The sequence below is a fragment of the Brevibacillus thermoruber 423 genome (assembly GCF_000454065.1).
Lineage (GTDB): Bacteria > Bacillota > Bacilli > Brevibacillales > Brevibacillaceae > Brevibacillus > Brevibacillus thermoruber.
This window is the reverse complement of record NZ_KE695654.1, coordinates 101,551-114,970: the sequence shown is the minus strand read 5'-3', so window position 1 is coordinate 114,970 and position 13,420 is coordinate 101,551. Positions and strand designations below refer to the sequence as shown.

The 13,420-nt window shown below is 57.9% G+C and carries 17 protein-coding genes; 11 read left to right on the top strand and 6 right to left on the bottom strand.

The window, feature by feature from the left end:
- Positions 1 to 158: 158 nt before the first annotated feature.
- From M516_RS0120010 to M516_RS0119990, 5 genes are all read left to right on the top strand, one after another.
- Positions 159 to 1,226, top strand: coding sequence for a S1 domain-containing protein (locus M516_RS0120010; RefSeq protein ID WP_029100689.1), 1,068 nt, complete (start codon positions 159 to 161; stop codon positions 1,224 to 1,226).
- A 137-nt stretch (positions 1,227 to 1,363) separates the two neighbouring features.
- A complete protein-coding gene (locus tag M516_RS0120005) occupies positions 1,364 to 1,765 on the top strand; it encodes a YugN family protein (RefSeq protein ID WP_029100688.1) in 402 nt (133 codons plus the stop codon).
- A 200-nt stretch (positions 1,766 to 1,965) separates the two neighbouring features.
- The gene (locus M516_RS0120000; protein WP_029100687.1) at positions 1,966 to 2,415 is read left to right on the top strand and encodes an NUDIX domain-containing protein; all 450 of its coding nucleotides are present in this window, start codon (positions 1,966 to 1,968) and stop codon (positions 2,413 to 2,415) included.
- 98 nt (positions 2,416 to 2,513) lie between these two features.
- Positions 2,514 to 3,314, top strand: coding sequence for an NAD kinase (locus tag M516_RS0119995; RefSeq protein ID WP_029100686.1), 801 nt, complete (start codon positions 2,514 to 2,516; stop codon positions 3,312 to 3,314).
- Between the two features lie 31 nt (positions 3,315 to 3,345).
- Complete coding sequence (locus tag M516_RS0119990) at positions 3,346 to 4,068, top strand: MOSC domain-containing protein (RefSeq protein ID WP_029100685.1); 723 nt, start codon at positions 3,346 to 3,348, stop codon at positions 4,066 to 4,068.
- A 36-nt stretch (positions 4,069 to 4,104) separates the two neighbouring features.
- Here the strand turns inward: M516_RS0119990 and M516_RS0119985 are convergent, their stop codons facing one another.
- From M516_RS0119985 to M516_RS24470, 4 genes are all read right to left on the bottom strand, one after another.
- Positions 4,105 to 4,830, bottom strand: a complete 726-nt coding sequence (locus tag M516_RS0119985; RefSeq protein ID WP_029100684.1) for an exonuclease domain-containing protein — start codon at positions 4,828 to 4,830, stop codon at positions 4,105 to 4,107.
- Between the two features lie 12 nt (positions 4,831 to 4,842).
- Entirely contained in the window at positions 4,843 to 6,009 is a 1,167-nt protein-coding gene (locus tag M516_RS0119980) for a DUF294 nucleotidyltransferase-like domain-containing protein (protein ID WP_193747000.1), read from the bottom strand.
- Complete coding sequence (locus tag M516_RS0119975; protein ID WP_029100682.1) at positions 5,906 to 7,246, bottom strand: ammonium transporter; 1,341 nt, start codon at positions 7,244 to 7,246, stop codon at positions 5,906 to 5,908. The genes M516_RS0119980 and M516_RS0119975 overlap by 104 nt, the downstream gene beginning before the upstream one ends.
- A 207-nt stretch (positions 7,247 to 7,453) precedes the next feature.
- The gene (locus tag M516_RS24470) at positions 7,454 to 8,035 is read right to left on the bottom strand and encodes an SMI1/KNR4 family protein (protein ID WP_476577953.1); all 582 of its coding nucleotides are present in this window, start codon (positions 8,033 to 8,035) and stop codon (positions 7,454 to 7,456) included.
- Between the two features lie 235 nt (positions 8,036 to 8,270).
- On the opposite strand from M516_RS24470, the gene M516_RS0119965 reads away from it, so the two are divergent.
- Positions 8,271 to 8,828, top strand: coding sequence for a histidine phosphatase family protein (locus tag M516_RS0119965; protein ID WP_029100681.1), 558 nt, complete (start codon positions 8,271 to 8,273; stop codon positions 8,826 to 8,828).
- Between the two features lie 92 nt (positions 8,829 to 8,920).
- Here the strand turns inward: M516_RS0119965 and M516_RS25760 are convergent, their stop codons facing one another.
- Positions 8,921 to 9,073 (bottom strand): hypothetical protein, encoded by a 153-nt coding sequence (locus M516_RS25760; RefSeq protein ID WP_162836753.1) that lies wholly within the window; start codon positions 9,071 to 9,073, stop codon positions 8,921 to 8,923.
- 151 nt (positions 9,074 to 9,224) lie between these two features.
- On the opposite strand from M516_RS25760, the gene M516_RS24040 reads away from it, so the two are divergent.
- Entirely contained in the window at positions 9,225 to 9,611 is a 387-nt protein-coding gene (locus tag M516_RS24040; RefSeq protein ID WP_044900356.1) for a toprim domain-containing protein, read from the top strand.
- Positions 9,612 to 9,646: 35 nt separating this feature from the next.
- The gene (locus M516_RS0119950) at positions 9,647 to 9,853 is read left to right on the top strand and encodes a hypothetical protein (RefSeq protein WP_029100680.1); all 207 of its coding nucleotides are present in this window, start codon (positions 9,647 to 9,649) and stop codon (positions 9,851 to 9,853) included.
- Between the two features lie 34 nt (positions 9,854 to 9,887).
- On the opposite strand, the gene M516_RS0119945 is transcribed toward M516_RS0119950, so the two are convergent.
- Entirely contained in the window at positions 9,888 to 10,667 is a 780-nt protein-coding gene (locus tag M516_RS0119945) for an undecaprenyl-diphosphate phosphatase (protein ID WP_029100679.1), read from the bottom strand.
- Between the two features lie 225 nt (positions 10,668 to 10,892).
- Between M516_RS0119945 and M516_RS0119940 the strand changes: the two genes are divergently transcribed.
- From M516_RS0119940 to M516_RS0119930, 3 genes are all read left to right on the top strand, one after another.
- Positions 10,893 to 11,792, top strand: a complete 900-nt coding sequence (locus M516_RS0119940; protein ID WP_029100678.1) for a CvfB family protein — start codon at positions 10,893 to 10,895, stop codon at positions 11,790 to 11,792.
- Positions 11,793 to 12,311: 519 nt separating this feature from the next.
- Entirely contained in the window at positions 12,312 to 12,806 is a 495-nt protein-coding gene (locus M516_RS0119935) for a hypothetical protein (protein WP_029100677.1), read from the top strand.
- Between the two features lie 95 nt (positions 12,807 to 12,901).
- Complete coding sequence (locus M516_RS0119930; RefSeq protein WP_029100676.1) at positions 12,902 to 13,246, top strand: hypothetical protein; 345 nt, start codon at positions 12,902 to 12,904, stop codon at positions 13,244 to 13,246.
- Positions 13,247 to 13,420: the final 174 nt, after the last annotated feature.

Here is a 13,420-nt window from a genome sequence, read left to right as displayed (position 1 = left end):
CCAAACGGGGGTGTTCGGGGTGCCGGGCTGGGGCGCCTTGGTTGCCATTCAGGAATGGTTGGGCCGCAAAATGGGCTAGACTTGCCTGGAAAAATAGACACCTCCCCACACGCAGCCGTATATCGTAATACAGAAACAACAAGAGGGGAGGAGTTTTCATGGAGTCGTCGCAAAAACAACTGTTTCAGGCTGAACCGGCGGCGGTCAGCATGTTGAAGGATATGCGCCAAACCGTGCAGAACATTTGCAAGGAGCACGCGCGGCAAAAGGTACGGATCGAAGCGTTGGACGGCCGCGTGTACGAGGGCAAAATCCTCGATGTTGACGATTTCCACGTCTACGTGGAGATCGAGGAGAACGACGAGGGGCCGGACGAAGATCTGGGAGCGGTGGAGCAGGTCTCCAGCCGGTATCCGCAAAAACCGCGGCCGCATAACGGATGCCCGCCTCGCGGCAATGCCGTCAGTCCATACGGTACGGCCGGTCCCAATGTCAGTCCGTACGGGTTGGTGAGCCCCTACGAGACAGGTCCCAACGTCAGCCCGTACGGGTTGGTAAGTCCCTACGAGACAGGTCCCAACGTCAGCCCCTACGGGTTGGTAAGTCCCTACGAGACAGGTCCCAACGTCAGCCCCTACGGGTTGGTGAGCCCCTACGAGACAGGTCCCAATGTCAGTCCGTACGGGTTGGTGAGCCCCTACGAGACAGGTCCCGATGTCAGTCCGTACGGGTTGGTGAGTCCCTACGAGACGGGTCCCAACGTCAGCCCGTACGGGTTGGTGAGTCCCTACGAAACAGGCGGCCCTGATGCCAGCCCGTACGGAATGGTGAGTCCCTATGAGACGGCCGTTCCGCCCGGCAAACCTGACGAAGCGGTGAGCCCCTACGAGGAAGCCAGTCCGTACGAACAGCCTGCCGAGAAGGTGAGCCCCTACGAGGCGGTCAGCCCGTACGAAGCAGTCAGTCCCTATGAAACCGTCGGTCCCCAGGGCAACGTCACGCTGCAAAACAACATCAATCTGTACGGCAGCCCGTATCCCCAGGTAAGCCCGTATACTGACGTCAGTCCGTACCCATACCCGCCCGATTATCCGTACGTTCCGTTCTACCCGTATGTTCCGTACGGCGTGTACGAGGCGCCTGTTTTCAAGAAAAAAAAGCGCCGCTGTCGCCGCAAGGTCATTCCCCTGGCGCTGTTTACCCTGCTGTCGATTGCCCTGATTTGACCATGGAACCAGTAAATGTAAAAGCCTCTGCCGGGCTGTTTCCGGCGGGAGGCTTTTTCCATTTTCCCCGTTGGTTGAGTACAACCGCGCCGTTTGTCGCACACTACCGGTTAGAATCCGGAAAGGCAGGGATGGAGATGCAACCGATTGACAGCAGTTTGACGGGAACGAGAGGCACGTTCGGCTACTTTCGCGAGTCGCTCGAACCGAACGGCTTTACCCTGGCCAACTGGGATTACCACCGGGGATTTTTTGACCGCAAGCTGGACGATCAGGGGATGGTGTATCTGCGGCTGCCGGTGACGGTCAAGGAAGGGGAACTGGACAGCCCGGACGCCTGGTTGGAACTGGGCACGCCGTTTGTGCTGAAACACGTCTACCAGACCGGTGTGGAAGAAGACATCGGCTATTACGTGCCCGTCGCTTCGGCGGCCATGAACCAGTTCCAGGAGCCGGCGGACAAGGATGCGCCTGTAGAACAGGTCTGGATGCGCAAGGCGGAGGCGATCGTCAGAGAGTTGGAAAAACGGTTTGCGTAGCATCAAACGGGCCTTGGGCAGGGGCCCGTTTTTTTGCGGACGACGCCGGCTCCGCCAGCCGGATGGACCTGCCTGCCGCGGACGGAGCCGCCCGGCCAGCACCGGTCTGACCTGCCGGAGGCCCTGTCTATGGCGGGGGATTCCGCGGTGGTGTAGAATGGTAGCAACAGGAATGGATTCCCTTCAGGGAGTTGAAAACGATGGCCTGGTACTACCCGCTGCTCAAACTGTATTGGCGTATCCGCAAGCCGCTGACGCTGGGCGTCCGGCTGATTGTCACGGACGACGAAAAAGGCGTGCTGCTGGTGCGCCACACGTATGTGGGCGGATGGTATTTGCCGGGCGGCGGAGTGGAAAAGGGAGAGACGTTTTTGGAGGCGGCCCGGCGTGAGCTGTGGGAGGAGTGCGGCGTAGAGGCGAGGGAGATGAGGCTCTGCCACCTCTACTACAGCGAGCGGGAAGGGAAGCGGGATCACATCGCGCTGTTCCACGTCACCCGGTACCGCCAGCATGAACGGCCGGAGACGGACCCGGAAGTGGCGGACATGCGCTTTTTTGCCTGGTCGGAACTGCCGGAGCAGTTGTCGCCTGCGACGAGGCGCCGACTGGAGGAGTTTCGCGCCGGCCGTTTTGCGGCGGAGCGCTGGTAGTCCGCGCCCGGTATCCCGGCCGCCGGAATGTTCCTGTGACATTGTGAATAGCAGGCATGACGATTGTTTGTTATGTGCAGAAGTGAGGGTAGACCATCATGAAAATCGCCACCGTACTGCGGAATGACGACTACTCCCGGGAGGTAGAACGGGAGCTGAAGGAAAAACTGCTGGGAGCCGACAGTCCGTACCGCTTTGTCCAGGAGGAGGGCGAGAGGCCCGATCTCGTGCTCTCCATCGGCGGGGATGGAACGCTGCTGGAGGCAGTGCATCAATACGGCTTTGAGCCGACGTACGTCGGCATCCACACCGGCCATTTGGGCTTTTACGCGGACTGGCGGCCGAATGAGCTGGATGCGTTCGTGCAGGCGCTGAAGCAGCAGACGGAGCCGTTTGTTGCCGAGTACCCCACCGTTCAGTGCCGCATTCTGACCCGCGACGGCCGCATCATTCACAAATGGGCGCTCAACGAACTGGTGATCCGAAACGCTTCCCTGTCCACGCTGGTGGCCTGTGTGTACATAAACGGCGACGAGTTTGAAACGTTTCGCGGAGACGGCCTGATCGTCTCTTCCCCGTCTGGAAGCACGGCGTACAACAAGGCGGTGAACGGAGCGCTCGTCCATCCATCCATCGAAGCGATCCAGCTCTCGGAGATCGCGTCGATCAACAATCAGGCGTACCGGACGATCAACAGCTCGCTGGTACTGCCCAAGCACCACGAGGTCGAACTGATCGTGATGAATCCGGAGATCATGATCGGGTTGGACCGGGAGCAGGCGGTCTGGCGGGACGTGTGCTCCATCACCTGCCGCGTCGGCATGGACAAAGTGAAGTTTGCCCGCTACAAGCGGCTCACGTTTTGGAGCCGGGTGCGCAATTCGTTTATTACGGGATAAACGCCGAAAACAGGCGGAGGAGGCGGTTGGGATGAAAAAAGTGGGGACGCTTGCGGCGATTTTTTGCCATCCCGTCAAGGCAATGCGCGGCGAGCGGCTGACGACGTGCCGCGTGGATGCATTCGGCGTGTACGGCGACCGGGGCTATTACTTCCGGGATGAGTCCAGGAACGGCAAGTGTCTCAGTGCGGACGCGGTTCCGGGCATCTTGGGCTACACCGCTCGGCTGGCAGGTGAGAGCGGCGAGGACGCCTACCCGGAGGTGCGCGTGACCGCGCCGGACGGCACTGTGTACGGCTGGGAGGAGACGCTGTTCGCCAAAGTGGCTGAGACGACGGGACGGCCGGTGACTGCTGTGCGCAGCACGCCGCGTGAAGGCGGAGAAAACTGGGAAGATCACGTCCTGCTGGTGACCGATGCCTCGCTGCGGGAGATCGCCCGCCTGGTTGGCCGGGAAAGCCTGGACCCCCGCCGCTTCCGGGCCAATTTCGTAGTCGTGCTGGATGAGGACACGCCGTTCGCCGAGGATGCCTGGCTGGGCAGGCGGCTGCGCATCAACGACGTGGAACTGCAGGTGAACAAGCCTTGCGAACGCTGCATGTCCGTCAACATCGACCCGGATACGCTGGAGATCCATCCGGCCGTGCTGAAAACGGTGGTAAAGCGGCACCGCAACCACTTCGGCGTGTACGCGTCCGTCGTCACCCAGGGGCGGGTGGCGGAAGGCGACGAGGTGTTTGTGGAGGAACCATGACGAAAGGCTGTCCGGCGAGACTGACGGACAGCCTTTCTATCTGAGTTCCTCGTAAATCTCCCCCAGATCGGTGTACCCTCGCCGGATCGCCTTTTCCAGGTATATCCCCCAGAGGGAGGCGGCGGCGACGGCATCGCAGTAGGCGTGGTGGCGGCGGGAGATGTGAATGCCGTGGGCGGCGCACAGGGCGTCCAGCGAACTGCTGCCGATCACCTCGCCCGACAGGCGGACCAACAGCATGGTGTCCAGCAGCCGGTGGGAAAACCGCCGACGGCCATGCTTCCATAATGCGGCGCGAAAAAACTGCCGCTCGTGGCGGGAGTGGTGGGCGACCAGCGGCCGGTCGCCGACAAACTGGAAAAAGCGCTGGAGCGCGGCAGCCGGATCGGGCGCGGTGCGGACCATCTCGTCGCGTATCCCGGTGAGGGAGGCGACGTGGGGAGGAATCGGCCGGCCGGGGTCGACCAGGCTGTAAAACGATTCTCCCAAGAGCAGCTGCTCTCCCCGCATCGCCACGGCACCGATGGAGAGGATGGCGTCGCCGCGGTCAGGGGAAAAGCCGGTCGTCTCCAGATCGACCACGACCACTTCCAAATCGGCGAGCGGCATGCGGGCCCCCGTTTCTTTTCGTTCGCTCCGCAGCGAACGGAGAAAGGCGGCCAGTCCCAGATCGCTAACGTCCCGCTCCGCTGACGGCATTCGTGCTGTCTCCGCGGCCCGGCTCATGTGCCACAAGCGTCCCCACAGGTTTCGGGTGGGCATACCGGCACCTCCCTACTCCGGGTATGCGGCCAGCAGTTTTTTGGTCCGGTCCTGCAGCCGCAGCGCCAGCTTCATCGCCTCGCGCAGCATCGAGAGCGTATCCGACGACAGCTCCGACAGTTTGACGTAGCTGTTGCTGGCGTAGGTGCCGTCCCGCCAGTGCAGCGGAGCGATCAGCCGCAGGCCCAGGAGCAGCCGGAAGTGGTGCTCCACCTCCCGGCAGAACGGCTCCGGCCAGACGCCCGCTTCCCGCAGGGCCGCCAGCCGCTCCAGCGTGGAGGCGGCGTGGATGCCGTGGGCCAGGGCGAAGTGGCGGACGGCGTTGACGATCGGCAGATACACGCCGTATTTCACGTTGATCGCTCCCTGGTAGCGGCCGGTGATGTCCGGAGCGATCCGGCCCAGCCAGGTGAGCGGAATCCGGTGGAAGCGGGTGTTGCTCACAAGCCTGCCGATCAGAATCGGGTTGTGGGCGAGAAGCCTCCGGTACTGCCTGTTCAGCGGCGCAACCACGTCCGGCTCCCCCCAGAGGACGCGGGCGTCGCCCACCAACAGGAGATAGCGGGCGTGCTCCCACACCGGATCGGCGGCCCAGGCGGCGAGGCGCTCCATCCATTGGTCCGTGCTGCCGCGCCAGCGGGCGGACACGCAGGTGACGTTGCCGTGGCAGGGCGGATAGCCCACCTGTTCCAATCCCTGCACGATGGCTGCCCCCAGCAGGTGAAAGTAGCCTTCCACACGTTCCGTCTCCCGTTTGTCCATGCCGTCGGGGAGCCGGTAGACAAGCCCGTTGTCCTGATCGCTGATGACGGCCTGTTCGCTTCGCCCCCCGCTGCCAAACTGGAGAAAGGCGAACGGGACGGGCGGCGTACCGACGCCCATTTTCGCCAGGTGGCGCACGGCGAGCAGCACGCCCTGGCGGATCACCCGGTCGTGGATCAGGTTGACGGTCACGGCGTACGGAGCCATTTCCCCGGCCCGCTTCACCCCCTCCAGCCGGGACAGGTCCAAAAGCTCCCGGCGCAGGGAGAGCAGCTCCTGAAACGAATCGGTGTCAGCGATGCGGTGACAGTCCTCAGGTGAGAGAATGAGTGGATCGCCCTTGGGCGGCGGAGACGTAAGGGCGCTCCGACTGCAGCAGTTCGGGATATCCGTATCCCCCGTGTTCGCTAAGGTCAAGGCCCATCACCTCTTCTTCCTCGGTTACGCGAAGTCCCATCGTTTTCTTCATGATGGCGAGAATGACGTACGAAGCGACCAGCACATACACCAGCGCGGAAAATACACCCAGTGCCTGAACGCCCAGTTGGTGGAAGCCGCCGCCGTAGAACAGGCCCGGCATCCCGACGCCCACTTTTTCGACCAGGGCGGGGGCGGCAAAAAAGCCGTTGGACAGCGTTCCCCAGATGCCGGCGATGCCGTGGACGGAGAAGGCGTAGATCGGATCATCAATGCCCATCCGATCAAACCAGATGGCGGTATAGAATGTAAGAATACCTGCCACGGACCCGATGACAACGGCAGCCCACGGTTCCACAAAGGCGCAGGAAGCGGTGATCGCCACCAGGGCGGCCAGCACGCCGTTCAGCATGCTCGGGATGTCTGCTTTCCCCGTGACGGCCCACGCGATGCCCAGGGCGGCAACCGCGCCGGACGCGGCCGCGAGGTTGGTCGTCAGCGCCACGTGGCCGAAGAGGCCGGAGACGGAGCCGAACGTGGAACCCGCGTTGAAGCCAAACCAGCCAATCCACAAGATGATGACCCCCAGCGTGGTGTAGACCTGATTGTGGCCGGGTATCACGTTGGAGCTGCCGTCCTTGTTGTACTTGCCGAGGCGCGGCTTGAGCAGGACGGTGGCGACGAGGGCGGCCGTCGCCCCGGTCAGGTGGACAACCGTCGATCCGGCAAAATCCTGCTTGCCGTGTTCCGCCAGCCATCCGCCCCCCCAGATCCAATGGCCGACTACCGGATAGATAAAGATCGTAAACAAAATTCCGAAAACGACGTAGACGGAGAGCTTGGCGCGCTCGGCGAAGCCGCCCCAGGCGATGGAGAGGGAGACGCCCGCAAAAGCCAGTTGAAACAGGAACTTGATCCCGACCGGAATGTTGGCGAAGGAAAGGGATTCGTAGGCCGAAGCCGCCTGTTCCTCCGTTCCGTTGAAGAAAAAGCCGGTCAGTCCGATAAACGAGTTGCCGTTTCCAAACGTCAGGCCGAAGCCCAGGGCCCAAAACGCCAAGGTGCAGATCCCAAACGTCAGGACCGTTTTGCCGGCGACGTGTCCGGCGTTTTTCATGCGCGTCGACCCGGCCTCCAGCAGCGCGAATCCGGCCTGCATGAAGATCACCAACACGGCGGAGACCATCACCCAGGTGGCATCCACGGCGGAGGCGAGAAGAGGCAGTGTCGGTTCCATGTAATCCACTCCTTTTTTGATGTCAGATAAACTGACATTTTGTTTGTTATGTGAGATTATATGACATGAAATGGTGGAATGCAATCACTTTTTCGCAAGGCTCGTACATGTGCATGTGAGGAGAATCTTGTTTGCTCAAAAAGGAGGGGGGATGATCTCCAAAAGAAAAAGGACCCGTTTTGGGTCCGTAGTTAGTTAACACATTCTTCATCTGTTTTCACTGAAAAACATATCGGCATAGTATTCGATTTCGTTGTCATTGCGCATGATGGAGACGATTTTTTCTACACATGGAGGAGAAAGGACCCCTTTTTCATGAAAATGATAAGCATAATTGGCTGCGATCTGTTTCATTTCCAGATTTGCATGCTGGAGGAGAGTCACTAGCTGCTGTTCGATGAAGGCAGCGTGTCCTGTCGGATTGGCATACAGATAGTCCAACGCATGGCAGACCTCCAGCTCATCATTACTTGCCAAGGCTGTGGTCATTTCCTCCATGGTCCAATTTCTTGCAGGATGTTCTGGATCAACGTCTTCCGTTTCCACTTCTTCCAGGTATAACCCCTGCAAAAAGGAATCAAAGTTGGGCGCCAATTCAATGATCTGCTTTTGATCAGCATCAATGAATATAACTGGGGGGTCTTCTCTTGTGTTTCGGTAGTCGAAGGCCACCCACGAATGCCCACTTCCGGAGATGACAACGATATGTTTCGGCAATCCCCATTCCTGTATGAGATATTCACTTTCCAATATCCCCTCTTGTTCACCGATGCCTAAAATGTGGTCGATGTGGATATGGTCATCGGCCCAAGCTGTTCATCCATGCAAGCACACAACTCGGACAGCACTGGCGATAAAAAGAACGGATACCCGGACAGTCCCCCGCGAAGGAATGAAACCATGACGATAACGACGCCGTCCAGGACGAGCATGGCTGATGCTCGCTCAAGGCACACGGTGATGATGATGAATCCGTAATGATACAATGAAACAAAATAGGGAATCTCTTTGGGGGAAGAACCTTATGAGAACCAATCTGTATGTTGTGCGGCACGCCCATTCCGTTTATACGCCGGATGAAAGAAACCGACCATTGTCCGAACGCGGCTGTCACGATGCGAAAAAAGTAACCGAATTGCTAAAGCAGGCGAATGTTGATCATGTCATTTCAAGTCCGTACAGACGAGCGATTCAAACCGTCGAAGGAATTGCCCATTACATTGGGAAAGAGGTTGAGATCGAGGAAGGGTTCAAGGAAAGAATCTTGTCTGAAAAACCCGTAGAGGATTTTCAATACGCCGTCGCACGGGTATGGGAAGACGAGCATTTTTCATGGGAAGGCGGAGAGTCGAATGCCGCTGCCCAAAAACGGGGAATCAAAGCAACGGAACAGGTTTTGGCCAGGTTTCCCGGAAAGAATGTCGTCATTGGTACCCATGGCAATTTGATGGTATTACTCATGAATGTTTTTGACAAACGGTACGATTATCATTTCTGGCAGCAACTTTCCATGCCGGATATCTACCGATTGTCGTTCGACGGCACCGATTTGCGAGAGGTCAGCAGGGTGTGGGAAGGGTAAAAAAACCGGGGCACGTACGGGAAGCGATTCGCCCCATCCGTACCAAAACAGCCGCCTTGTGATAAGACGGCTGTTCATGTGACAGGCGGTCCCTACATGGGCCGGGGATGCTCCTTCTGCTGGCGCTGCTGCGAAGCTCCCTGGTTGTCTTCCGTGTGCGTGTCGTCGGCGACCGTGCTGCTGGTCAGGCCGGTGACAGCCAAGCCTTTCTGGTTCAAGTTTTTGGCGCTTTTCCACTGTGCCATGCTGCACGCTCCTTTCCCCCTGGTTCACCTTTAGCTTCCCCCGGCAGGCGTCCGTGTTACGCAGCCAGATGTTCCCGCTGGTCTATTTCCGGCCGCTTTTGGAACGGGTATACTAAACGTATCACCTCGCTGGAAAAGGAGGCGTGGCCGCGTGGAAGAACGCGTCATCATCGTCGAGGGGAAAACGGACAGGGAGCGGCTTCTGCAGGTATTGGCCGAACCGGTTTTGATCTACTGCACGTACGGGTCATACAGCGCGGACAAGGCGGGACAGCTTGCGGAAAAACTGGAGACGGCCGACGAGGTGTACGTGTTTACGGATGAGGACCACAGCGGAAAAAAATTGCGCAGGCAGCTTTCGGACGATTTTCCCCACGCCCAGCATCTGTATACGAAACGGATGTTTGCTCAGGTGGCCAACACGCCGTTGGATGTGCTGGCGGAGATTCTGGAGCGGGCGGGCTTTCAGGTGCAGGAGGGACAGCGGGACCCGGAAGTTTGGCCGGACGGGGATAAGAAGCGGCCGCAAGGGCAATAACAACAGTATCTGCACAAGTTGGAGGTGTCTGTTGGTTGCGCAGTCTGGTCGCCTTTATCAACAGGATGAACATCGGGATATGGCTGTTGGGCATTTTTGTCGCTCACGTCCTGCTCTACCTGTTCTTGGGAACCGCCACCTGGCTGGCCACATCGCTCTTGGCCACGGCGTTTTACGGCATCGTGCTGCTGGTGGCCAAACTGGTGGCCGGCCGGTACGGAGACAAGGAGCACATAAAGTGAAAGAGCCGGCGGCCAGCGCCGGCTTTTTGTTCGTTCATCCGCCCAAATACGGCAGGGCGAGGATGATGATGCCCAGGATCCAGACGTAGACGGCAAAGCCTTTCATCGAGCCGGTGCTGATGATCTTCAGCATCCAGCGTATGGCCACGTATCCGGCGATGGCGGCAAACATCGTCCCCACCAGCATCGGAATCATCGCGGCCGTTTCCACCGGTTCCCTGACCAGCTTGAGCGTCTGCAGCACGGTTGCCCCCAGAATGGCCGGAAGCGACAGCAAAAAGGAGAAGCGGGCCGCATCGGCGCGATTGATGCCGCGCAAAAGCGAACCGGCGATCGTCAGGCCGGAGCGGGAGATGGCGGGCAGGATGGCGGCGCCCTGCAGCGTGCCGATGATCAGGGCGTCCGTGTAGTTGATCTCGTCGAACGTCCGCGTCCCCCTGCGCATTGATTCCACCGCCCAGATGATGACCCCCGTGGCGAGAAACTCCCAACCGATCGTCACACCGGTCCGGGAAATCTCCTCAAAAAAATCTTCAAACGCCAGGCCAATGACGGCGGTGGGAATGGTGCCGACGACCAGCAGGCGGGCCAGTTTGCCGGTCGGGTTGGTCAGGACGTGACGAATCTCCGGCCAAAACACAATGACGACGGCGATCAGCGTCCCGAAGTGAAGCATCGTGTCAAAGAGCAGGCCGGCTTCCTGAAGACCGAACAGCTTGCGGAACAGCACCAGATGACCGGTGCTGGAAATCGGCAGGAACTCCGTCAACCCCTGGACGATGCCGAGAATGATATGTTCCAGAAGCACAAGCATCACGAGTCGCTCCCATCCATTCAGACTGGTAGTGGCTGCCGGTAAATACGACGGTCATGACCGGTTGGTTACACGGCGGAACCGGTACAATCCATACATATGTGATCGCCGGCCGGACTTGCCTGTTTGGCCGAATTTTCTAAGGGATGGGCAAAAAGTTGTGGAATGGATCGCCGCCGGTTGGGTATAGTTAGGATGCAAACAGGAGAGAGAGGAAATGACGGAATGAACAAGAGGCACAACAAAAACCGGGCGCAAGCCGCCCCGGCCAACCTCCAGGCGGGCATGACCGTGACGATGACGGTGGCGCGGCAGACGGAAATCGGCTATTTTCTTCACGAGGGGGAGGACGAGGTGTTTCTCCACCGGAGCGAAGCGGAAGGCCCGCTCCGGATCGGCGAAGAGGCGGACGTCTTTCTCTACCACGACCACGAGAATCGTTTGGCGGCTACCATGCAGATGCCCTACGTCTCGTGGGGCGAGTACGGCTGGCTGGAAGTGGTGGATGTGTCCCCGCGCCTGGGCATCTTTTTGGACAACGGCATCAAGAAGCACCTGCTGCTGTTCGTGGATGATCTCCCCAAGATGCGGCAGGAATGGCCCCGCACGGGTGACCGCCTGCTGGTGACGCTGAAGCGGGACAAGCAGGGACGCCTGCTGGCCAAGCCGGCGTCGGAGGAGGAAATCAGCCGGATTGCCGTCCCGGCCGACAGCGACATGCACAACAAGTGGGTGGAAGGTACGGTCTACAAAGTGATCCAGGAGGGAGCGTTCCTGTTTACGGACCACGAGCACGTGCTGTTCGTCCACCGCGACGAGATGACGGAACCGCTCCGCCTGGGGCAGTCGGTCCGCTGCCGCGTGATCTACGTGCGCGCGGACGGCCGGCTGAACGGCTCCATGCAGGCGCGCAAGGAAGTCCGGTACGCAGAAGACGCGGACAAGCTGCTCCACTACCTGATCGACCGGGGCGGCGCGATGCCGTACACAGACGACACGCCGGCCGACATCATCCGGGAGAAGTTCGCGATGAGCAAGTCAGCCTTCAAGCGGGCGCTGGGCAAGCTGATGAAGGAGCAGAAGGTGGAGCAGGACGAGGGCTGGACGAGGTTGATTCGCAAGTAAAAAGACGGGTCCCTGAAGAGGGGACCCGTTTTCCATGTCGGGTGTAAATTGTGGTGGTTCTGCAAACAGGATGATCCCGCGAAACGCGCCTGTAGATGGAGAAAGACAGGCATCACACACTTATGATGAAACGAAAGTGGTCTTGTGTCCGTCAAAAATTGTAAATAGTATCGCACTAAAGGATGCACCTGGAACCTAAATGAATGTCTCTCATTCCCCAAGCTGTACATTCCGCTTTTGTTCCCTGTCCCGGAAACATTTTGCGAACACGTTTTTCAGAATCCCCCTGCACCAAAGAAATACATATCGAATCGTTGCTTCAGAAATTGGTACATCAAGTTCCATTGGAGGATGTGTACAGACGGCAACCGTGTCCCAGGAACAGGAGTAAGTATCTCATACGGCCGTGATGATCAACCATGGAGAGGTGATGCAGGTACCATTGGTTCATAGGGGCCAACGTATGCGAGAGCCTATACAGAAATGTGGGTGGGCGGTAGAAAAGAGGAGGTTTTTTCGTTGAGAAAGCGCATGGCAGTTTTTCCTTCACTGCTTACCGTGGCGATACTCACAGGTGTCGGAATGGGAAGTGCACCCTACTATGTGGATGCGCAAAAGAAGGAAAGCAAAACAATCAAACCGGAAGACCAGATAAAGAATCATCGATCTGAGAAGACAAACAAGTTGCTGGAAAGAACCTGGAATGCCGCCATTGCAGCATTCAACATCGATACAAACGGCTTGGATCAGGTAGATTATGCGGACAACCATCATATTTGGGACAAACTTGATACGCGCGAACAGGTCAGCTACACGGAAGCATTGCATCAAGCAATGTCTCACCATAAGATTGGCGACTATGAGCCTCTTTTGTTAGTCGATAAGGATGTAACCCAAACAACGATCCTTTTCCAACGTGGGGACGACAAAACATCAGTGAAAATAGAATTGAAGTCCAAGACGGGCGACAACGGTAAGGAATGGTTTGTTGACGGCCAACCGGAAGAGAAGTAGGCAAAAAGGGAAATGAAGGTTTAGAAGATAGGGGGGATACAGCACCGTTTATGGTGCTGTTTTAGCTTTCCCCATCAAATAAAGGAGGATGTGAGATGATAAAAAGCAACTGGTTTCAAATATGGGTAGGCATTTTACTTTCTGTACTAACAGTGACGGTTGTTTACGGAATCCTTTCGTTTGCAGAGGTGACAAAATGGACTTCAACACAAATCATCGGTCATCTTCAGACAAAACCGCAATTATCAGAGCCGCCCTTCGCTCAGGATGGGGCGTTGTCCAGTGGTGATGCTGTCATCTTGCATTCCACTTTGGAAGATGGCAGCAGGTTTTTATGGATATATGACACCAAGAGCAAAAAGATGGTTCTGTACCGATTTACACTCGACGGATCCGTTTATAAAAAAGGTGAAAAAATTCTTGAGCAAATGTTAGAGTAACAAGCTGTGTTTAACCGTTTTCAGCTTCCGATTTGGCCAAACCACTCCGTGAAACATGAAGGGAAATCCAAGACCCTTATTCAACCCATTGGACAATACTGATGCAGCGTGATGAAAAAAATGTAGCTTTCCGACTTGGCCCGTCTGGGATAAGAGGAGAGCTATTTTTTGACT

Excerpts from the sequence above, each read along its gene's own strand:
- M516_RS0119995 (WP_029100686.1), top strand. The coding sequence starts at position 2,514 with ATGAAAATCGCCACCGTACTGCGGAATGACGACTACTCCCGGGAGGTA.
- M516_RS25760 (WP_162836753.1), bottom strand. The coding sequence starts at position 9,073 with ATGGCACAGTGGAAAAGCGCCAAAAACTTGAACCAGAAAGGCTTGGCT.
- M516_RS0119975 (WP_029100682.1), bottom strand. The coding sequence starts at position 7,246 with ATGGAACCGACACTGCCTCTTCTCGCCTCCGCCGTGGATGCCACCTGG.
- M516_RS0120010 (WP_029100689.1), top strand. The coding sequence starts at position 159 with ATGGAGTCGTCGCAAAAACAACTGTTTCAGGCTGAACCGGCGGCGGTC.
- M516_RS0119940 (WP_029100678.1), top strand. The coding sequence starts at position 10,893 with ATGAACAAGAGGCACAACAAAAACCGGGCGCAAGCCGCCCCGGCCAAC.
- M516_RS0120005 (WP_029100688.1), top strand. The coding sequence starts at position 1,364 with ATGCAACCGATTGACAGCAGTTTGACGGGAACGAGAGGCACGTTCGGC.
- M516_RS0119930 (WP_029100676.1), top strand. The coding sequence starts at position 12,902 with ATGATAAAAAGCAACTGGTTTCAAATATGGGTAGGCATTTTACTTTCT.
- M516_RS0120000 (WP_029100687.1), top strand. The coding sequence starts at position 1,966 with ATGGCCTGGTACTACCCGCTGCTCAAACTGTATTGGCGTATCCGCAAG.
- M516_RS0119985 (WP_029100684.1), bottom strand. The coding sequence starts at position 4,830 with ATGCCCACCCGAAACCTGTGGGGACGCTTGTGGCACATGAGCCGGGCC.
- M516_RS0119945 (WP_029100679.1), bottom strand. The coding sequence starts at position 10,667 with ATGCTTGTGCTTCTGGAACATATCATTCTCGGCATCGTCCAGGGGTTG.
- M516_RS0119965 (WP_029100681.1), top strand. The coding sequence starts at position 8,271 with ATGAGAACCAATCTGTATGTTGTGCGGCACGCCCATTCCGTTTATACG.
- M516_RS0119990 (WP_029100685.1), top strand. The coding sequence starts at position 3,346 with ATGAAAAAAGTGGGGACGCTTGCGGCGATTTTTTGCCATCCCGTCAAG.